Below are 22,705 nucleotides of genomic sequence, written 5' to 3'. Positions count from 1 at the left end.
CATGCTTCACCAGGAACCCCCCTTGAGGAGTATGCCCCTGTCGGTGAATCTGAGCTCCGCGATACTGCTTGAATGGTTCATGCCCCTGCTTTTGAGTATCCGGAGGAGCCTCCGGTACTCCCCGTTTGTCCTCACATGTTCAAGGACTATCCAGGTGTCTATGAGTGAGGACAGTTTGAGTTCGGTGGTTGTTGCAGTGAAGGGTGAACTTATAAGGTATGTGAATATTGAGGTGATGCCCCTGCTTTTAAGGAAATCAGTGAACCTTATGAACAGGTTCTTTGAATTCTCGGCCCGGTTTTCAGGGCTACCAGCCCCTGCCAGTGCCGTGACAGGGTCAACCAGCACAGCATCGGGTCTGAAGTCCATGACAAGGTCCTGCATTGATGTGAGGTGGGCTTCAAGTCCAAGGGATGTTGGACGATCAGAGTGTATGAGGAGGTTCTCACCCAGGAACTCACCAAGATCGATGCCGATGGACTTCATGTTGCGGACTATCTGGTCAGCGGGCTCCTCGTTGGCAAAGAAGAGGCACCTCTCACCCCTCCTGCAGGATTCACAGGCAAACTTTGAGAGGAGGCTGGTCTTACCGGCCCCTGTGGTCCCGGATATGAGCACAGACGATCCCCTGTACACGCCCCCGCCCAGCATATCATCCAGGTCCGGTATCCCTGTGGATACAAGTTCCCTGCTCACACTGTAATCAAGGGTGAGGGACGTGATCGGGAATATGGAGACCCCCCTCCTGTTTATGAGGAAGGGGTACCGGTTGAGGCCGTGACCGGAGCCACGGTACTTCACCACCCGGAGGTGCCTTGTCCCCACCTGCCCCTCAAAGGTGTGGGTGAGGTGTATGACACAGTCAGAGATGTACTCCTCAAGCCCATGGGTAGGGGAACCCCCCGAATCCCCTGAGGTGAATACGCTGGTAACCCCCATACCGTTCAGCCACCCTATGAGTTCATGGAGTTCAGACCTTATCAGACCGGGTTTTTTGGTGCCATCAAAGAGGTTATCAACCTTATCAAGGACAACCCTCCTGGCACCGGTCTTCCTTATGCTGTCCTCGATCCTCAGCTTCAGGGCCTCCAGGCTGTAGGATCCAATCTCAGGGTCCATGCCACAGGAAACATCCTCAATGAAGAGTGAACCATCATTGAGGAGCCTCTCAAGGAGTCTGTCTGATGATCTGAAGTTTTCAATAAGGTTTGCTGCGGGTTCATCGAAGCTAACCATGACACCGGGCTCTCCATAGACCGAGGCACCCTTCAGGAGAAACTCCATTGCAATGAAGGTCTTACCGGTCCCGGGGCCCCCGTATATCAGGGTGTTACGGCCCCTTGGAAAACCCCCCTCAGTAATCATATCAAGGCCCCTTACACCGGTGGGGGCCTTCTCAATATTCTCAAAGACCAGAAGAAACACCTCCTAACCACATGAGAGTTCAGTGCAGCGCAGGTTATACTCCCATGATAATATTATTATACCAGCCACCATAAAAAATAAGCGAATAATACTGAAGGGCCGGGAGTGTTTAAATGGATTACATAATCGAGACAGAGGATATAAGGAAGAGGTATGATGACTTCCTGGCGGTTAAGGGAGTGAACCTGAAGGTCCCTGAGGAATCAATATACGGCGTCCTGGGACCAAACGGGGCCGGTAAAACGACACTGATATCCATGCTCTGCACCATACTCCGCCCCACCGGGGGCAGGGGCACCGTCAACGGGTATGACATAGTGAAGGATGCAAGGAAGGTCCGGGAATCCATTGGGATAGTCTTCCAGTCAAGGGCCCTGGATGATATACTCACAGGCAGGGAGCACCTGGAGATGCACGCCGCCCTCTACGGTGTACCCAGGGATATAAGGGATAAAAGGATAGAGGAGGTCCTGGATCTCATAGCCCTCGGAGACAAGGCAGACGAGTACGTGAAGACCTACTCCGGGGGGATGAAGAGGAGGCTGGAAATAGGCCGTGGACTCATACACCATCCAAGGGTCCTCTTCCTCGACGAACCAACCCTTGGACTCGACCCACAGACAAGGGAGAGCATATGGAGGTACATAGAGAAACTCAACCGGGAGGAGGACGTCACAGTGCTGCTGACAACCCATTACATGGAGGAGGCCGATAAGCTCTGCGATGAGGTTGCCATAATGAGCCACGGCGAGATCATAAAGGCCGACAGTCCAGGGAACCTCAAAAGGGAGCTTGGAGCAGACACCATAACGGTCAGGGTTGACCGGGCACCTGAATTCTATGAACTCCTCCAGAGGCAGGACTATGTCAAGGAGGCCTACCTCATGGATGATGAGGTTAAAATACTGGTTGAACGGGGAGAGAACCTGGTCCCGGAGATAGTTAACCTTGCAGCAAGGAACAGCTACTATGTGAGGGCCGTGGAACTCGAACACCCCACACTTGAGGATGTATTCATAAAGTACACAGGCAGGGGTATAACTGAGGCGTGACCGGGTCCTGATGGTTTCCTGTGTTTCTGTTTGGAGGCGTGATTGGAATGGCTGAAATTGAGGGTATATACACGATATGGCTCCGTGAAATGAAGAGATTCTTCCGGTACAGATCCCGGATAGTCACATCAATAGTCACCCCCCTCCTCTGGCTCATAATATTCGGGACAGGGCTGGGGGCCGCGGTCAGATTCGGCGGGGTCCCGGGGGGATACAAGGCATTCATCTATCCTGGGATCATAGGCCAGACAGTGCTCTTCACCAGCATATTCTCAGGGGTCTCGGTGATAATCGACAGACAGTACGGTTTCCTGAAGGAGATACTCGTGGCGCCCATATCCAGGGAGTCAATGGTGGTTGGTAAGGCACTGGGGATAAGCACTGCCTCAATGATACAGGCAGCCATACTCCTGGCACTATCCTTCATAGTCGGGATTACCATGTCACCCCAGTGTTTCATTGTGAGCATGGTGATAGCCCTCATAATCTCCATGGGCCTCGGGGGCCTCGGACTGGTTATAGCCGCATTCACAGACAGCATGGAGGGATTCAACCTCATAATGAGCTTCATAGTACTCCCCATATTCCTCCTCAGCGGGGCCCTGTTCCCCATAACCGGGCTCCCGGCCTGGCTTCAGGGTGCCGTGTACATTAACCCCCTCACATATGCAGTTGACGCCCTTCGATTCACGATACTCAGGGAATCAGTTCTACCCCTGGGCGTTAACATGGTGGTCATAACCATCTTTGCTGTGGTAACGGTGCTCATCGCAGCCTTCCTCTTCAACAGGAAGGAACAGAACATCATGTAGGCCCTCATTGAGTCTGGAGGAATGAAGGAGAATATGGGTTCCCCTGCAAACTCATCTGGATGCCCCTGAGGTCGATGGTTTCAATTGGGACAGTTCAGGATATGTGCTGCAGTGGGGAACCAGAACCTCAAAATCCTACACCATGCCCTCACTTTAAGGGGAGCATGGCATGGAGGACCCTTACATAGTAAAGCATGCATATCATCCAGCGGGTCCAAGTTAATCATGAAGATGAATTAGGGGATACACTGCAGTGCCCATTTTCATAAGATGGAATGCAGATATGGGTTACAGATATTACCTAAACAAAAATAGATAAATTTATATACCATAATGTAAACATAAATCATTGACATGTAGCGTATTCCATACAATTAGTAGATCTTCCAGAATATATCTAGAAAAATTCAAGGGATTAAAGATGAGGCTTCTTATCAAATTTAAGCCAAAAGAAGATTTTGAATACTCTTCAATCAATAATTATACTATTCAGGGCTTTATTTACTCTTTTTTAAAGAGAAGTCCTGAATTTGAAAGTTACCACGACATAAAAGGCTTCAAATATTTCTGTTTTTCGAATATCTTTCCTGTTAGTGATTTTGAAAAGGATGAAACCAAAAATTTAATAATTTCTTCACCGGCAATCAGGCTCCTGAAGACGATTGAAAAGGAGATTAAGAAAAAGGACTCCTATTACCTGGGAAAGATTCCCATTCATCTGGAATCAGTGAGCCTTTTCAAACCAAAGATGGGAAGGCAATTTATAACAAGCACGCCCGTAGTCCTATATGAAAAAAATAGAAAAAATATATATTTTTCAATGAAGAACTCACATGAATTGTCTTTTTTCATGGAGAGAGTGAAAGAAAATGCTTTGAAGAAATACAATGCATTTTATGATGATGACTATCACTTTGATGGAAACATTTTTGACCGGCTACAATACTCTCGAGAGGTTGCTGTAAGGCTTAAAAGGGCAGATAAAGTGTTTATTGTCATAGGAACGCTATGGAAGAACCTTGAAAAGTTTAATATGGATAACAAAAGGTTTTACAGGTTTTTATTGGATTGTGGCATTGGTGAGAAAAATTCACTGGGTTTTGGAATGTTAAATACTTTGGAGGGTGTAAGATGATTACAATAAGCTTTGGTAAGAGGGATTTCCTTTACGATAATGGTCTTGTGAATATCTTTTTTGATCTTAGGAGAGATGAGAGATTTGAAAATATTGATGATTACACTGTGAAATATGGGGATTCTAAATTTGAGCTCTCGGATAATAAGATCACATTTCATGGATCATTCACAGAATTGAAAGAGACCTATTTCATCTTAAGGAGTATTTATTATTCCAAGGCGTTTGAGGAAACCAACAATAACAGACCTTACTACGATCCAGTAAAGGATAGAGTCATTATAGCACCAAAACTTAATGTTAAACCATATTTACAGAGGTCTGAACGCACAAAAGATCTTTTACCTAGGATGCAGGTAACCGAAAAAAAACTTGAAGCTCTAAAAAAGGAGGAAGCTGAGGCTAAAAACAGCTTTGATGGAAAGGTAAGTGGTGATCTTCAGTATGGTAAAAAAGGTAGTAATGTAATGATATACCTTGAACCAAAAAAACTTGGAGAATCAATTTCATCAAAAATAAAAAAAATCCAGGCAGGGGATAAATGCTTCTTCTGTGGAAGTAAGTATTCAAAGTACATAGATGATAAGAACAAAAAAGGATCTTTTTCAATAAAATCTACCAATCTGATATTTGATTTCGGTACGGGGGATCCAAAGCCATCATTTAGAGATTTAAGATTAAAAAAGGATATAACGGCCTGTTTCATGTGTGACCTCATTTATAGATATGGTTTATTAAATAATTATTTCGTGGACAATAACGTGTTCATCATATCAGCACCCTCACTCACATTCTTGTATAATATAAAGAAGATGCTGATTATTCCAGAGGATTACCTTGAGGAATCTTCAAGAAAGACTAATTTTTTAAAAAAAGGGGATTTTGTTACAAGTGGTCCTTATTCAAGATTGCTCCTCTTAATCCAAAAAATTAAGAGAAAAATAATTGACAGAGATGAACTTGCTTATCTGTCCATAGACTACTTTGTTGTCACATCCCGTGGAGTGGATGATTTAAAGATTTACAACAAGTTTTCGTATATATCAGAATTCTTTGACAGGATTAAAAATTTAAGAAACAAATCAGGCACTCCTTTTTTAAATCTACTGATGAATTATTCCTATTATAAGAATATAAGTAAACCTCAAATCAAGAACTTACCAAGAGAAGAGATCTCGAGAAGAATATTACTGGGTCTCCCCATAGACCCTGTTATTACCGACCTTTCTTTTTATAATCTCTCACAGGATAATCCTTCTGGCATTAACCCTCTCCTTATCTATAAATTTCTTACAGAATATCTGGAGGTAACTGGAATGTCTGACATGAAAGAATTGCATAATAAGTGCCAACTCGTTGGAGACAGGATCGGGTATTTTGCAGCCCAATACGATAAAAAGGATATTTTATATTCCATTAGAGAAATAGGAAACTTTGAGAGGCTCACTGAGTTCTTTAAGAACCTTGAATACGAAATATTGAAAGAAGATGCGGGAGCTGTCTGGAATTCCCAAGCAGGGGACAAAAAGTACAGTGATTTAATTCAAGAGATTCTTATGGATGCAAAGGAGAACAGAGTGGCTTTAATAAGAAATTATCTGGCAATTTATGCTATACAGAAGTACCTCTCAGCCAAGTACGCCAAAAACAAAGGAGGAAATTAGAATGAGCAGGACATTTGCAAATATAGGATACATAACAAAGGTTAATATAGATAACCTCAACAGCAGTGAAAACCCTGGCAATATGGTTGTCCTTAAGAAAGTTCAGGACAATAAAGGGGACTACTACCCATACGTTTCAGGGCAAGCACTAAGATATTACCTTAAAGAGACGATGAATCAGCTTGGAATGAAACTGACCAAACTGGATAATAAGGGAGAGTATATAATAGAGGCCGAAGAGGAAAATAAGGAAAGATACAAGAATATACTTGAAAATCATCCAGATCTGGATCTATTAGGATTCATGGAAGCAGTTAAAAGGTCTGGCTCAATGGCTCTTAGAAGGTGGTCACCAGTAAAGGTCTCCCCTCTCGTGAGTATATTCCCATGGAATGGAGATAGCGATCTACTAACCCGAAAAAAAGAAGGTCAGGAAGGCGGAGATCTTGTCAAAGTTGAAATAAACACCTTCAACTTCATGAAGGGGACAATTGTAATAGATATGGATGTAATTGGATCTATTGTCGATGAACTTAGTTATGATATTGAGCATGTCATTGACCCAGAAGAAAGGAGAAGAAGGGTGGAATATCTGGTAAATGCACTTAAAAGTATTGATGGAGGAGCAAAAAAGGCAAGGCTCCTGGATGACCTAACCCCGAAATTTGTAGTTGTCACAAAACAGAAAGCAGGCACACCCATCTTCCTGAATTCTCTCAGAGTAAACGAAGAAGGCGGTATTGACATTGACCCCGTTAAAGAGATTCTTGATGAATTTGATGACATAATAGAGGAATACAGTATAGGCATAAGATCAGGCATATTCACTAATGAAGAGGAGATTAGGTCCGAGTTTAAGGAAACTGTGACATCCGTTAACAAAGCTCTGGATAATATAAAAGGTTGGTTGTAACTGGTGTTAAAATGGATGCAGTGCGATTCATTGTTGAGGGTCTTATTAATTCTTTCAGGATACCCCAGACATCGGTTCATCAGCTTACATACCTTGCCCCGACGAAGACCCAGGTCGTAGGCATGCTCACAAACATCATGGGCAAAAATGAGAGGGACTATTACACCCTTCTTGATAAATTAGGGATTGGAATAGTCCCCCTTCATATAAATTCCATTTTCAATGACGCATGGACCTTTAAAAAATGGAAGTCTTCTGGAGCTGGTAGGGACATACTTCAACGTGAAAGGATCTACATGGGCAAATTTTTAATCTATGTGTTAACACAGGACTCCCATCTTCTCGATGATGTGATGAGATCTCTTAAGTATCCTTCAAGAGTTCCATCTCTTGGTATGGATGATGAGATGGTGATCATAAGAGAGCCGCAAAAAATTACCATGGAATCAAGGGAGGAAAGCACCGTACACAGCGTATTTACCTTGGAAGAGGGCATGAAGTTCAGGTATCAGCCACTGGCAACAAAAGTCTCTAATTTATTCCCGCCCAGAGTGATTTCAGTCAATCTCAACTTTAATAATAATGTAACCCCAAGAAAACCCACTAAATTTGCTCAGATAGTAGAGTTTGCAGGTCTTTCATGTGAAATGAGCAGAAATAAAGATCTTTACATTGACGAAGAGCACCAGTATAACATAGAGTTCCTGTGATCTAGGCTTTTCACTCAAGTAAAGGTGTTCCATGATGCCAATGTTGGACTTAAAAGATTTTGTCAGCGATCATAGAGCCAGATTTGAGGAATTATATGACATAGATTCTTCTTTTTTTGAGGAGAATCTTATAGCGAAGACCAATGATGAAAAATCATTCACCCTTGAAGGACATACGAGGGGGGCTTTAGAATCATTAAGGAAATTTCTCAATGAAAATACAGAGACCTTTGATTCATTTGCAAAGCGACACAAAATCGAAAAACAGCTACTCTTAGATGTATTATTTTTTGCAGTGTTTTTTCATGATATAGGAAAGGGAACCCTTGAATTCTATAATGATAAAATTTTGAAGAAACAGAAGTCATACCACCCCTTGTACTCTGTTTACTTTACTTATAACCTTGAAATGCCTAAAATTGGAGATGTTGACTACATTACGCTTTCGATACTCACACATCATACACTTCTTCACGATGATATTTATTCAGATGAAAGATTTGCGGAGCTGGAACCACCCACCTTTTTTAAGGAGACATTAAAATTTGCTAAAGAATATAAAAGATATTATAAAGAATTTTTTAATAGACCATGCCCCTACGAATTCAAATTTGAGCTGCCGTCCAAAAAGCCATACAACCTATTGAGGGACACATTTTCCTGGTCATCATGGGGAGAAGGAATCATTGATAACCTGAACACTATGCTCAGCCAAGCCACTCCTTCGAAAAAGAAAGAAGTAAAGGAGATATATGGCTTCATCACAGGAAACTTAATTAGAGCAGACTGGTTTTCAAGTGGATCCTATGAACTTGATGCAGAATTAATTTCTAAGGATGAACTTATCGATAAAATAAGATCCAGAGCAGATTTAAGAGGTCATGAATTTCATGGCTTAAAGAGATTCCAGGAGGTCTCTTCTAAAAGTTCAGACAACATTTTTATAAAAATACCCACGGGCGAGGGTAAAACGGAAGCAGCCCTCTTATGGGCCTTAAATAATCTGAAGAACAGGCATACTAAAATAATATACACTATGCCCACACAGGTGACTAGCAATTCAATGTATAAACGTCTTAAAGACTATTTTGGAAAAGATAAAGTGGGTATATTGCACGGATCATCTTCTATTATACTTGCAGAAGAATATAATGACGATCAGGAAAAGATTTGGAAGGAAAAAATAATTAACAAAACCTTTTCAAAGCCTATAACGGTTTCTACACTTGACTCATTTCTTTTGAGCTTTTTCAATGTTTATAAGTGGCCCCTCTCCCAATTGAATGTAGAAAACTGTCTCTTAATTGTTGATGAGGTCCATTCCTATGATTGGCAAATGATGGGTGTTCTAAAAAGAATATTGTGTGAACTTAATAATAGGGGCTGTAAATTCGCGATAATGAGCGCAACCTTCCCTGTGAATGTTGAGAATATTCTCTTAGAGGATCTGGACTATAATATGATAACTGAGGAGGGCCTTTTTGAGCACAGACCCTTTTCATTGAAGGTCGAAAATTCTTCTATCCTTGATAAAATAGATAGCATAATAAATAAATTCAATAATAATAAAAAGGTGCTTGTTGTCCTTAACACTGTTAACAAAGCAAAAGAGGTTTATAGGGCACTGGAAGAGTCCGGAAGCTTCAAAACAAGCGATTCTTTTGACAGGGATTCTAACCTAATTCTCTATCATTCTCAATTCACAAAGGCCCATAGAAAACAAAAAGAAAGTGAAATTGAGCTTAAAGAAAAATGGAAAAACAGGGGACTGGTTGTTGTAGCGACTCAGGTGGTTGAAATTTCCCTGGACATAGACTTTGATGTACTTTTCACAGAAATAGCACCAATAGATGCGATAACTCAGAGATTGGGTAGGATAAATAGATCTAAAGATCCACATAAAAAAGGGGAGGTTTACATAGAAACCTGTATAGAAGCCGAAAATGGAAATGGTCGATGGGTCTATCCCTATGGGAGAGAGGTGATAGAGTGTTCGAAGAACATAATAGAGGATGGGGAGCCGTCCCTGGGTGAAATGAGTGAAATGGTCTTTAATCTCTACACATCCCTCCTTGAAATAGAGTCAATTAACCTTTCTTTTAACAAAAAACTCGAAAAAGGCTACAATAAGTACGATGAAATCATCAACAAAAGAGGTCCTTACACCATTCGCTTTAAGACTGAGAATATGGAAGAAGTTTCACGTTTACTCTCAATTAGGGATGTTGATGAGAGATTTGAAAAAATTGATGTAGTTCCTGCTGCATTCTTCGATGAAGAAGATCCTGATAAGTTTGAAAATACTGTGGGGATTTACAAATGGCTATTTCTTAAGATGCTACGTGAAGGGAAGGTGGATGATATGAAAATGTTCTACCTTATTCATGGGGTCTATAGCTATGAATGCGGCTTTGAAGTTGTTGATGCGGATGACTGGAACATTATATAGTTTAAAGTGATTTCATGAAAGTAACTGGTGTCATGGTTCAGTATTATGTGGCCTGTAAGCGAGAATTATGGTTCTTTGCGAACCAGATAAACATGAACTATGATAACGAAGACATACAGATGGGGAGGCTCCTCCATGAAAAAACTTTCTCGCGAGAAAAGAAAAGCATAAACTTCGGCGAAATTTCTATAGATTTCATGAATAAGAAAAATCTGACTATTTTTGAAATAAAAAAGTCAAGCAGCCTTGAAGAGCCTGTCAGGTATCAGCTTTATTATTATTTATGGTATATAAGGAAATTCACAGGAAAAAACGTGAAAGGAGTGCTTGTGTACCCTACTGAAAAGAAAAGGGAAGAACTCCACTTAACGCCTGAATTGGAGTCGGAAATCGAGAAAATTGTTGAAAGCATAAAAAATGTTGTTAAAATGAAATATCCCCCTAAACCCGTTTCTAAACGTTACTGTCGTAGATGTAGTTATTATGAGTTCTGCATGATCTAACAGGTGATTCAATGAAGGACCCTTTGTATATAACTTCTCATGGGATACTGTCCCGTCAGGGAAATACATTATATTTTATCAACAAAGACATTAAGAAACCTCTTCCAATAAACCGCATAAACGAGATAAACTGCTATGGTAAAGTTTCAATTAAATCAGGGGCATCATCTATATTGATGAAAAAGGGCATCCCAGTTAATTTTTTCAATAAATACGGGTATTATGAAGGGTCTTTATACCCTCGCGTACAGCTTAACTCCGGTCTTGTGGTGGTAAAACAGGCGGAACATTACCTGGACCCAACGAAAAGATCAGAAATCGCGAGGGAGATGGTTCTCGGTATTAAACATAACCTACTCAAAGCAATGAAGTATTACAAAAAAAGAGGGAAGGATGTTAGCGAATATATTGAGATGATAGAGAAAGAGGTCGTGGAAGGGAATGTTGCGCAGATAATGAGTAATGAGGGTCGCATGTGGAATTCTTATTATCAGAGCTTTAATAAGATCCTTAAAAGGTTTAAAATGGATAAACGTGAAATAAGACCGCCAACGACAGAATTAAATGCCCTTTTATCCTTTGGTAATTCATTATTATACGTATCCGCATTATCTGAGATATATCACACCTATCTCCATCCATCTATTAGCTTTCTGCATGAACCTGCCGAAAGGAGGTTTTCACTTGCCCTGGATATAGCAGATATCTTTAAGCCTCTAATAGTTGGTAGAGTAATATTTAAACTAGTAAATAATAACATGATTTCAGAGAAGGACTTTGATAGAGATGTCGGTGTAATGCTTAAAGACAGGGGTAAACAAATTTTCCTCAAAGAATATCAGGCTAAGCTTGATACGACTATAAAGCACCCTAAACTCAAAAGAAAGGTATCCTATAAGTATCTGATGAGGCTGGAGTCCTATAAATTAATAAAACACTTTCTGGGCGATCAGAAATATGAGAGTTTCAGGGCATGGTGGTAAAACTGTAATTTATTATTTTAAGCATTTTTTTAGCAGGTGATTAAGTGTACCTCCTGGTGGTTTACGACGTTGATGTCAAAAGAGTTAACAAGGTTCATAAATTTTTGAAAATGTATCTTCATTGGAGACAGAACTCAGTTTTTGAAGGAGAAGTAAGTAAAGCGCAGTTTGGTGAGATAAAAACAGGACTCAGTGAATTGATAGATGATACATGTGATTCTGTGATGATTTATGAATTTCCCAGTAAAAAATATGTTTCTTCGCATGTCCTTGGAATTGAAAAGAACAGTATTGGGTTTATAATTTAAGTCAGCCTTTATAAATAAGAGTCATCATTATAGGCAGACTTATAAGCATGTTAAAACAAAGCATTTTCAGCAAGTATTTAGCCTAAAAACAAAATAATCGGCTCGGCTTTAAAATAGACTGAATAGTATGGAAATTGTGTACCTTGTGGGTGTGAATAAGAAGAAGGGGCTGGCTTTAAAATAGACTGAATAGTATGGAAATTTTTTTTCGATAAACAAATCAATAGCTTCTTCCCATGGCTTTAAAATAGACTGAATAGTATGGAAATGATTGTTTTGAGGAGTATGGCTAGGAGGAAGCCTATTGCTTTAAAATAGACTGAATAGTATGGAAATTGGTTTTTCGAAGACTGAACTTAGGACTGGTGATGTGGGCTTTAAAATAGACTGAATAGTATGGAAATTTGTTTCTTCGATGCAGTAGATTGATAGGCATAGTAGGCTTTAAAATAGACTGAATAGTATGGAAATACCAGGTCGACGCCCTCAGCGGGGCCTGGCACACCCGCTTTAAAATAGACTGAATAGTATGGAAATTTTATGAGGTGTTCGAGTCGTGTTACATGCACATTAGGCTTTAAAATAGACTGAATAGTATGGAAATACGGGAACATAAGAAGAGAGCTTGCAGAGTACTAATTGCTTTAAAATAGACTGAATAGTATGGAAATTCGATATTGACGAAAAAAAATGAATATGGGAACTGGAGCTTTAAAATAGACTGAATAGTATGGAAATTTCATTCTTCAGTAATCATCGCGTCCCATCATACGCGAGCTTTAAAATAGACTGAATAGTATGGAAATCTTCGTGGCTTCACAGATGATGGGTAAGAGTGCTATTGCTTTAAAATAGACTGAATAGTATGGAAATTTTAGAGAGACACATATATATATTTTACGGTTTAAGTGCTTTAAAATAGACTGAATAGTATGGAAATATATAAGTGAAGAGAATATAGAGGACTTTATCGACCTTGCTTTAAAATAGACTGAATAGTATGGAAATCTGGACTCAGCAGATCGGAAGAGGGAGGCCTCTGATCGCTTTAAAATAGACTGAATAGTATGGAAATGAGACCTTGAAACCTCACAGGATGTTGAGCCCGGGGAGCTTTAAAATAGACTGAATAGTATGGAAATTAGGCTATATTGCCAATCGGAACTGATTGGCGACAGCAAGAGCTTTAAAATAGACTGAATAGTATGGAAATTGGGCCTGGCAGGTTTTATTTCCTTATCCGGTGCATCGGCTTTAAAATAGACTGAATAGTATGGAAATTGATATCTGGAAGATAATAGCGAAGGAAGTGTGGGTGCTTTAAAATAGACTGAATAGTATGGAAATCGGAGGAACCTGCAGGATGGTGGTTTCAAACCCTCCTTTGCTTTAAAATAGACTGAATAGTATGGAAATTAGTCTCTATGGGTTTTGGGTTGCCCGGTGGAGTGATGCTTTAAAATAGACTGAATAGTATGGAAATATATTCTATATAATTTGTATTTTCTATTAGATTTATTTGCTTTAAAATAGACTGAATAGTATGGAAATTCTTCCACTTGGGCTCAATCCTTACCTCGTCCTTCTGCTTTAAAATAGACTGAATAGTATGGAAATAGAGGTGCCTTGCAGAGGCGGAAGCAATTTGGGAAGAGCTTTAAAATAGACTGAATAGTATGGAAATCAGGGCATGGGGCGGCCCCTGTGATGTTGCAGGGCATGGCTTTAAAATAGACTGAATAGTATGGAAATACGACTTTGTTATACTCATGCAATGTAATGATGTTGCGCTTTAAAATAGACTGAATAGTATGGAAATTCACAAGATCGTATAGGTCTTCGAAGAGCCTGTCGAGCTTTAAAATAGACTGAATAGTATGGAAATTTTCAATATTATTTATTTTAACCATATTTATCACCTATTTGCTTTAAAATAGACTGAATAGTATGGAAATGTCAGGATGTATGGGTCGCGATCGACGACATAGAAGCCGGCTTTAAAATAGACTGAATAGTATGGAAATGGCCTGTGGTGCTATGGAGTCTCCCGCAGATATCCGCTTGCTTTAAAATAGACTGAATAGTATGGAAATATCTATATGTAATGGGTGATTTAGTGGCAAAAAACGCGCTTTAAAATAGACTGAATAGTATGGAAATACATTAACATATACCGGTTTACGACCATTCAATTTAGCTTTAAAATAGACTGAATAGTATGGAAATAAATTTGTAATGTCAAACACAAAAAAATAACAATACAGGCTTTAAAATAGACTGAATAGTATGGAAATGTGGAGATGATGAACCACCGTCGATTAGTAAAGTTAAAGCTTTAAAATAGACTGAATAGTATGGAAATCAGTATCCCTATTTGGATAAATCGCGAAATGTGGCGTGGGCTTTAAAATAGACTGAATAGTATGGAAATTATGGAATGGGTTGATTATTGCCCTGCATGCGGCCACGCTTTAAAATAGACTGAATAGTATGGAAATGTGTCAGTTGACGCCATCTGCAACTTGAATCTAATCGCTTTAAAATAGACTGAATAGTATGGAAATAAATTTGTAATGTCAAACACAAAAAAATAACAATACAGGCTTTAAAATAGACTGAATAGTATGGAAATGTGGAGATGATGAACCACCGTCGATTAGTAAAGTTAAAGCTTTAAAATAGACTGAATAGTATGGAAATCAGTATCCCTATTTGGATAAATCGCGAAATGTGGCGTGGGCTTTAAAATAGACTGAATAGTATGGAAATTATGGAATGGGTTGATTATTGCCCTGCATGCGGCCACGCTTTAAAATAGACTGAATAGTATGGAAATGTGTCAGTTGACGCCATCTGCAACTTGAATCTAATCGCTTTAAAATAGACTGAATAGTATGGAAATATGGGTATATTACAATGGTTGATGTGGATTATATGAGGCTTTAAAATAGACTGAATAGTATGGAAATAGGAGGTCTCATACAAATCGGTTTACGGAGCCAAGGGCTTTAAAATAGACTGAATAGTATGGAAATTCCCAGTCCTCTCCCAAAATTCAGCGGGTCTGGATCAGCTTTAAAATAGACTGAATAGTATGGAAATTTGAAGTATAAATCCTCAAGTTCATCTATACAGAAATCGCTTTAAAATAGACTGAATAGTATGGAAATTAAATTATATGATGAATCTTCGGTAGGTGATAAAATGCTTTAAAATAGACTGAATAGTATGGAAATATCATAAAACCAGGAAAAAGAACAAATAAAAAAAAGGCTTTAAAATAGACTGAATAGTATGGAAATAAATGCTATAAAACATGACAAGAACAAAAAAACAAAGCTTTAAAATAGACTGAATAGTATGGAAATTGTTTCTATGTGCATATGTTTGTTTGTTTGTCTCTGGTGCTTTAAAATAGACTGAATAGTATGGAAATTTTTCAGCCGCATATTCCCTGAAACTCAGTTCCTTCTGCTTTAAAATAGACTGAATAGTATGGAAATAAGCAAACGGAGGGAGATAGTATGATGTATAGGAAAGGGCTTTAAAATAGACTGAATAGTATGGAAATAGGATTGTGGACGGTGCATACGGCATGAACATGGATGCTTTAAAATAGACTGAATAGTATGGAAATAGTACTACTTGGACTTTAAGGCTGAGATGGACGCGGGCTTTAAAATAGACTGAATAGTATGGAAATAAGACCTGCAAATCCTCAAGGGCCTGAAGGAGGATGAAGCTTTAAAATAGACTGAATAGTATGGAAATTGGAAGGGGTTCACAGGGATATATGGGTTCAATATTGCTTTAAAATAGACTGAATAGTATGGAAATTTCTTGACGCCCACCAAGAAAATACAAGACCCCTCCTGCTTTAAAATAGACTGAATAGTATGGAAATTCTGGGCTCAGATGTGGATATAGCGGGTTTAGAGTTGGGCTTTAAAATAGACTGAATAGTATGGAAATGATATTATCAAAAAAAGAATGAATGTAGGAACTGGAAGCTTTAAAATAGACTGAATAGTATGGAAATTTTTTTATAATAAATATAAAAATTATTTATATTTCTTAGCTTTAAAATAGACTGAATAGTATGGAAATATACATATAACGAAGTAGATGTGGTATATGATGAAGGGCTTTAAAATAGACTGAATAGTATGGAAATCTCAGAGAGTTTTCTAACATATCATATGAGATACTGAGCTTTAAAATAGACTGAATAGTATGGAAATGCATCCTCACCACTCCTCTTCACACCGAGGAGAGCTGCTTGCTTTAAAATAGACTGAATAGTATGGAAATACCTTGGAGAGGGCCTCTCTCACTGGACCCCCAATGTGCTTTAAAATAGACTGAATAGTATGGAAATGCCTTATCAGTCCCAGATTCCCATTCCGCGTTGAGTGGCTTTAAAATAGACTGAATAGTATGGAAATCTCGTATGCTACTCTACTCACAGCTTCAGTTTTGCTGTGCTTTAAAATAGACTGAATAGTATGGAAATATCTAAAGCGAGGTTCTTTATGTAAACCTCCCTTAGCCACGCTTTAAAATAGACTGAATAGTATGGAAATCACAGCCATTCACTCTCACAACAAAGATGAAACATATGCTTTAAAATAGACTGAATAGTATGGAAATCCATGATCACGTGGTGCCAGGACGAGTAGGTCATCATCGCTTTAAAATAGACTGAATAGTATGGAAATCTATCTCGTATTTCTGTATGTAGAGTGCTGCGAGTGCTTTAAAATAGACTGAATAGTATGGAAATATCGTAATCATAGGCTCTTCATAGCCACCAAAAGCTTTAAAATAGACTGAATAGTATGGAAATATAGTGATGAGTCTATTGACACCGTGATAGATACGTTGCTTTAAAATAGACTGAATAGTATGGAAATTTGATACTAAGGCTGATTGGGATAAAGGAACTTTTTGCTTTAAAATAGACTGAATAGTATGGAAATTTGATACTAAGGCTGATTGGGATAAAGGAACTTTTTGCTTTAAAATAGACTGAATAGTATGGAAATCCTATATCAGGTAAGAGTGCAGCTAGCTGTATATCTTGCTTTAAAATAGACTGAATAGTATGGTAGTATGGAAATTCAGTCGTGAACTATATAGATTGCAACTGATAACCAGCTTTAATAGACTAAATTTAGTATTGGAATCAACTTAAAAAGGTTACAAGAAAGATTGTGTCATGTTATTTACCTTAATAATATGGAAGCCCCGACATTATACTTCGTAATATTAATGCTATAACGAATAATAGAACCGGTTGACCCCGATCTTATTTTATGATTAACATTTCATTACAGCCGGTCTCCTCATGGTACTTAACCTTCCTTATCTTCATGTCATAATCATTAAATTCATCCATCAACGGTTTGAGGTGTACAGAACGTTTTCTTCTGTGTATATTGTACACAGGAAATATTCTAACCTCTTTCCCGATCCTGAGCATCTCCCTCACAGATTCAGCATGGAAACTGTAGTCCAGCAGGTCCTCATACAGGAAAAGGAAATTTGCAGATACAACCATGTCAAATTCTCCATCTTCAAAGGGAAGATCCGGGAGTTCGCCGGCTATGTACCATGAGGGGTTCCTTTTATAGTCATCCAGGAACCTGCTGAGTACCATCCTCCTGTAATCTTCAACAGGTTTTCCATCCACCTTTAAATCCCTTAAAAAGTCTCTGTGGTTCGTAGTGTATCTCCTGAAACTTTCATATGCCATTTTTTTAATTTCATCGGGTGTCCTCCTGTACAGGGGGTCCAGTGCAGTTACATTGAATCCCCGGTCATGCATTTCGCTCCTGAATGAACTCACACCAGCAGCACAGTCAAGGATCCTCGTCCCCTTGAGTTCTAAGGGGTCCAGGTTGAACATATCAATGTATTCCCTGAGCCCCCTCCCAATGAAAACCACAGCCTTCATACAGTTTGATTGTATGGCCATCTATAAATTCCATTCGATATGGCCATATATTGACCATCTGATGTATATGTCATCTGCAAGATCATACAATTCTGACAGGTTTTTACTGCCTATACCTCAATTTTTTGTCTTTCCGGGAATTATTAGAAGATTATAAATATCTCCATGAACAGAATAGATAAACGTGTAAAAAAATTGAAAGGGGGGTGAAAAATGAAGAGATTTACACTGGCACTTTCGCTTCTTCTTCTGGTTCTTGCAGTGGGAACCGTAAGTGCCGCAGACTCTGATAATCAGACTGATTCTAATGCACTCATAACAGGGACTGTTACTCAGTGTAACGGTACAGATCCATTTGAGGGCGCATTTATAAATGTGGCCTCCATGGATGGCTCTACTGTAGCATCAGGGGTAACGGGTTCTGATGGAAGTTACTCTGTGAGTTTCCAGTCACCTGACCGGACATTTGTTGTCTCAGCTCTTGCACCGGGGCATGTGGTACCTTCAAAGACGGTGACTCTTGATGAGTCAGGAAGAGCCACTGCCGATTTCAGGCTCGGAACCCTGAACTTGACCAAGGGTTCATGGGACATCATAGGGCTTGACCATAATAATGTGAATGTCGGCCCCAACCAGTATCTCATCCAGATACGTGTCAGGAACGATGCCCTGACCACCGCAACTAATGTAACAGCCAACCTCACATTCACTTCAACCAATCCCTACGTCTACCTTGCGGCCAATGAAACAGCCAGCAAGTACCTGGGTGATATAGCACCGGGTGCAACGGTGGATGTCTTCTACCTTGTGGAGGTATCAAGGAATTCACTTGCCTACCTGACGTCCAGGAATTATACGGTGACGGTGGGCGGGACGAACACGGGTTCCGCTGACACCATAAACGGAACACTCTATGTTGAGAAACTTGTCTCACAGAACCGTAATGACGTGGTATCCATAAGTGTGAGTAACCCGGCACCGGCCATTGGAGACGTGATTGCAGTCACAGTCGTATCAACAACGGCATCAGCCGGATATGATATCGTTAACCTTCCACTAACCAACTACAACCCGGCAATTATCCAGCCCATCAACGTAACGGTGACCTACGGACCAAACACCAGCAACAATGTACGCCTTGACGCACCGGGTCAGACAAACTTTGTATCTGTCTGGCTGTTCAACGTTACCGGCGCAGGGGTGACCAGGCTCTTCGGTCTCATAACAGACAGGAGCGGTTCAAGCTACCACTACAACTCAGACTTCGGTGAGAACATCACCATCAGGGCACTTGAGAGGGCCGACCTTGCAATTGCAAAAACAGTCAACAACACAGCACCCAACCTCGGTGACACGGTCAGATTCACAATCACCGTGGTGAACTACGGCCCAAACAATGCCACCGGCGTTTATGTAACGGATCTTCTACCACCACAGCTGAGCTTCGTATCAGCAAGTGCATCCAGGGGAACCTACAACAGCACCACAGGTATATGGACAATAGGAAACCTTGAATACTTCGAGACAGTAACACTGAACATCACAGCCACGGTCACAGCAACAGGACCAGTTGTCAACAACGCCAACGTAACAGGTGACGTCTTCGACCCAGATATGGCAAACAACTACGCATCAGCAACCCTGAATTCTCCACAGGCATCAGACCTCACCATAGACAAGTCTGTTAACAATCCGGAACCCTATGTGGGTGAAAATATCCAGTACACAATCACTGTGAGCAACAGGGGACCTGATAACGCAGCAGGAGTTGTGGTGGAGGATGTTCTGCCGGCTGGACTGATACTCATCAGTGCGACACCATCCAAGGGCTCCTACTACATGGGCACATGGAATGTGGGGGCACTGAACTACCTTGAAATAGCAACACTCACAATAATAGCCAGGGTCAACGCAACTGGATCACTGACAAACTTTGCAAATATCACATCACCAAACTTTGATCCCAACCCGGATAACAACAATGACACCGCCGAGGTGGTGGGAATCCCGGTGGCTGACCTGCGTATAGTGAAACAAGTGAGCGACCCGCGACCAGACTATGGATCCGTTGTGACCTTCACGGTTGCTGTCACAAACCTCGGACCGAGCAACGCCACAGGTGTAACCGTCACAGATATACTCTCACCGGGCCTTGTCTACCTCAGTCACAGTGTCACACAGGGAACCTACAATGCCACAACCGGTGTATGGTACATCGGAGCACTGAATTATGCGGCATCAGCCCTGATGAACCTCACAGTCCTTGTGAACACAACAGGTGATTCAAATAACACAGTATCAGTCACCGGTAATGAGCGCGACCCTGACAGGACCAACAATGATGCGGTATCAACCCTTAACGCAGTATCAGCAGACCTTAGCATCCAGAAGACCGTTGACAGACCTGTTATAAATAACGGGGAAACCGCCACCTTCACGGTGATCGTGAGGAATGCGGGTCCAGACACACCATCAAATGTCGTGGTCTCAGATCTCCTGCCTGCAGGACTCTCAATCATATCATACACGGTTACACAGGGATCCTTCAACACAACAACTGGCGTCTGGGAGGTTGGCTCACTACCGGCCCTGTTCCAGGCAACCCTCACACTACTTGTAAGGGCAACCCAGGCAGGCTTCCAGACAAACATAGTCAACGTATCATCAGAGCTTCCAGATCCACTACCCGGAGACAACGTTGATGCGGTTACAGTCGATGTGAGGCCAAGCGCGGATGTTAAGATCACGAAGACCGTCAGCAACACAGCACCAGACTTCGGTGACACCGTGGTATTCTACATAACGGTAACGAACCTTGGACCGGACACTGCCACGGTTGTGAGGACCGTTGATACAATACCATCAGGCCTCGTCTACCAGTCCCACGATGCATCCGCGGGTATCTACTTCGTGGAATTCAATGTATGGACTGTTGATTCACTGGCACCCGGTGCATCAGAGACACTGAACATCACCGTGCTTGTCAATGACACAGGTGGAATGATAAACACGGTCTCAGTCACGAGCACCGAGTATGACCCTGACCTGACCAACAACTATGCTGCTGGGCTATTAAATGCGGAGGCCGTGGCTGATATCGCGGTACAGAAGACGGTCCTCCTGACACCAATCAACAATGGACAGATAACAAACTTCACGGTCACTGTCACCAACAACGGACCGAACGATGCAACAGGTGTCGCTGTAACGGATATACTACCACCAGGACTCGGATTGCTCAGTTACAGCGCCTCACAGGGAACCTTCGCAGGCGGGCTCTGGACTGTTGGAGACCTTGCAAATGGCACATCAGCAACCCTGGTGCTTGAGGTAATTGCAAATGCCGCAGGTATATTCACGAATTACGTGAATGCATCAGCCGAGGAGTACGACCCTCTGCTCTCAAACAACAATGCAACTGCTCTACTCACCGTGAACCCATCATCAGATATATCAATCACAAAGACGGTGTCAAACAGCACACCGAACTTCGGTGAGCAGATAACCTTCTTTGTGACGGTTACGAACAATGGACCTGACGATGCAACAGGGGTCACGGTAACAGAAATGCTTCCAGAGGGCCTTGTCCACCAGTCACATGCAATTTCACAGGGTATCTGCTATCCCCTTGCATGCATCTGGATAGTTGGAGACCTTGCAAACGGTGCATCAGCAACCCTCAACTTCACGGTCCTTGTGAACACCACAGGTGAACTGATAAACAGGGTTCAGGCAGTTGGGGATCAGTTCGATCCATACTCTGAAAACAACACTGCAAACGTCACAGTGACCATCCCACCGGCTGCTTATCTTGTGATAGATAAGGTGGTTAATGAGACGGTGGTTGACTTCAATGATACTGTGAGGTTCGTGGTTTCAGTTACCAATATGGGTCCTGATGATTCAGTGGGTGTTGTTGTTAATGACGTGTTACCTGCTGGTCTTGACTACGTGAGTCATAGTGCTTCACAGGGAACCTATGATGTGGGTACTGGTGTGTGGCTTGTTGGTTCACTGGTAGCTTGTATTTTCCTAAAAAAAGTCCGGAAATCGCGTACTGGTGTGTGGCTTGTTGGTTCACTGGTGAGGGATGCTGTGGCGACTCTGGAGATTGTTGCCAGGGTTGTTGTGAGTAACACTACCTTGACCAATATTGCCAATGTCACGTCTGATACGTACAATCCGAACCCTGATAGGGATGCTAACGCCACTTTCACAGTCAACCCACGGGCAGAGCTCACCATCACCAAGACGGCTGATAGGAGGGCTGTACGCCTCGGACAGAACGTGAAATTCACAGTAACGGTGACAAACAATGGACCTGATACTGCACTCAACACAACAGTGGTTGACAGGCTACCAGATTCAATGAGGTACGTATCATCCAGCGCCACTGTGGGATCATACAATCCGGTAACCGGCGTATGGCTGATAGGAGACCTGCCATCAGGTTCAAGCGCAGTCCTTGAAATAGTGGTCCAGATGATAAGGCGTGGCACATTCATCAACGTGGCAACGGTGAGCTCAGGCTCATCAGGCGGCAACAACACGACAGAGGTCGATATCGAGGTCACAGAACCCACACCAGGTCCAGGACCTTCACCTGGCAAGGTACCGATGCAGCCAACGGGTGCTCCGGTAGCTGCACTCATGGCAGGCCTGCTGCTTCTAGCTGCAGGTTCAGCCATAGCAAGGAGAAGATAAAAAAATTTCCCGTCATTTTTTTATTTTGGTATATTGAGCGGTTTTTAAGTTTTTTCAGTGTAAACTGATGTCCATCTACTGTGTAAGTGCT

13 protein-coding genes and 1 CRISPR repeat array are annotated in these 22,705 nt (G+C 41.4%); of the genes, 11 read left to right on the top strand and 2 right to left on the bottom strand.

Going from position 1 to position 22,705, the window contains the following annotated elements:
* Window positions 1–6: 6 nt before the first annotated feature.
* Entirely contained in the window at window positions 7–1,425 is a 1,419-nt protein-coding gene (gene kaiC / locus MTCT_RS05020) for a circadian clock protein KaiC (protein WP_231855266.1), read from the bottom strand.
* Between the two features lie 113 nt (window positions 1,426–1,538).
* Here kaiC and MTCT_RS05015 point away from each other — a divergent pair, with 113 nt between their 5' ends.
* The 10 genes from MTCT_RS05015 (at window position 1,539) to cas2 (ending at window position 11,954) form a co-directional block, all read left to right on the top strand.
* Complete coding sequence (locus MTCT_RS05015; protein ID WP_048175683.1) at window positions 1,539–2,477, top strand: ATP-binding cassette domain-containing protein; 939 nt, start codon at window positions 1,539–1,541, stop codon at window positions 2,475–2,477.
* 47 nt (window positions 2,478–2,524) lie between these two features.
* Window positions 2,525–3,289, top strand: a complete 765-nt coding sequence (locus MTCT_RS05010) for an ABC transporter permease (protein WP_048175682.1) — start codon at window positions 2,525–2,527, stop codon at window positions 3,287–3,289.
* A gap of 421 nt (window positions 3,290–3,710) precedes the next feature.
* Complete coding sequence (cas6, locus tag MTCT_RS05005) at window positions 3,711–4,424, top strand: CRISPR-associated endoribonuclease Cas6 (protein WP_048175681.1); 714 nt, start codon at window positions 3,711–3,713, stop codon at window positions 4,422–4,424.
* Window positions 4,421–6,088: a hypothetical protein gene (locus tag MTCT_RS05000; protein ID WP_048175680.1), complete on the top strand. Its 1,668-nt coding sequence runs from the start codon at window positions 4,421–4,423 to the stop codon at window positions 6,086–6,088. Before cas6 ends, MTCT_RS05000 begins: the two co-directional genes overlap by 4 nt.
* 1 nt (window position 6,089) lies before the next feature.
* Window positions 6,090–7,001, top strand: a complete 912-nt coding sequence (gene cas7i, locus MTCT_RS04995; protein WP_048175679.1) for a type I-B CRISPR-associated protein Cas7/Cst2/DevR — start codon at window positions 6,090–6,092, stop codon at window positions 6,999–7,001.
* Between the two features lie 11 nt (window positions 7,002–7,012).
* Complete coding sequence (gene cas5 / locus MTCT_RS04990) at window positions 7,013–7,711, top strand: CRISPR-associated protein Cas5 (protein WP_052457356.1); 699 nt, start codon at window positions 7,013–7,015, stop codon at window positions 7,709–7,711.
* Window positions 7,712–7,745: 34 nt separating this feature from the next.
* Window positions 7,746–10,160, top strand: a complete 2,415-nt coding sequence (locus MTCT_RS04985) for a CRISPR-associated helicase/endonuclease Cas3 (protein ID WP_048175678.1) — start codon at window positions 7,746–7,748, stop codon at window positions 10,158–10,160.
* Window positions 10,161–10,174: 14 nt separating this feature from the next.
* Window positions 10,175–10,663: a CRISPR-associated protein Cas4 gene (gene cas4, locus MTCT_RS04980; RefSeq protein ID WP_048175677.1), complete on the top strand. Its 489-nt coding sequence runs from the start codon at window positions 10,175–10,177 to the stop codon at window positions 10,661–10,663.
* Between the two features lie 11 nt (window positions 10,664–10,674).
* Window positions 10,675–11,646, top strand: coding sequence for a type I-B CRISPR-associated endonuclease Cas1b (cas1b, locus tag MTCT_RS04975; protein WP_048175676.1), 972 nt, complete (start codon window positions 10,675–10,677; stop codon window positions 11,644–11,646).
* A 44-nt stretch (window positions 11,647–11,690) separates the two neighbouring features.
* Window positions 11,691–11,954, top strand: coding sequence for a CRISPR-associated endonuclease Cas2 (gene cas2, locus MTCT_RS04970; protein WP_048175675.1), 264 nt, complete (start codon window positions 11,691–11,693; stop codon window positions 11,952–11,954).
* A 105-nt stretch (window positions 11,955–12,059) separates the two neighbouring features.
* A CRISPR array of direct repeats spans window positions 12,060–17,140; the repeat unit is 30 nt; unit sequence GCTTTAAAATAGACTGAATAGTATGGAAAT.
* 122 nt (window positions 17,141–17,262) lie between these two features.
* Here the strand turns inward: cas2 and MTCT_RS04965 are convergent.
* Window positions 17,263–17,910 (bottom strand): class I SAM-dependent methyltransferase, encoded by a 648-nt coding sequence (locus MTCT_RS04965; RefSeq protein ID WP_231855265.1) that lies wholly within the window; start codon window positions 17,908–17,910, stop codon window positions 17,263–17,265.
* 213 nt (window positions 17,911–18,123) lie between these two features.
* Between MTCT_RS04965 and MTCT_RS04960 the strand changes: the two genes are divergently transcribed.
* Window positions 18,124–22,614, top strand: coding sequence for a CARDB domain-containing protein (locus tag MTCT_RS04960; RefSeq protein ID WP_048175673.1), 4,491 nt, complete (start codon window positions 18,124–18,126; stop codon window positions 22,612–22,614).
* Window positions 22,615–22,705: the final 91 nt, after the last annotated feature.

The organism is Methanothermobacter sp. CaT2 (assembly GCF_000828575.1).
Taxonomy (GTDB): Archaea; Methanobacteriota; Methanobacteria; order Methanobacteriales; family Methanothermobacteraceae; genus Methanothermobacter.
Note: the sequence above shows the minus strand (reverse complement) of the source record. Positions and strands in the feature narration are given on the sequence as shown.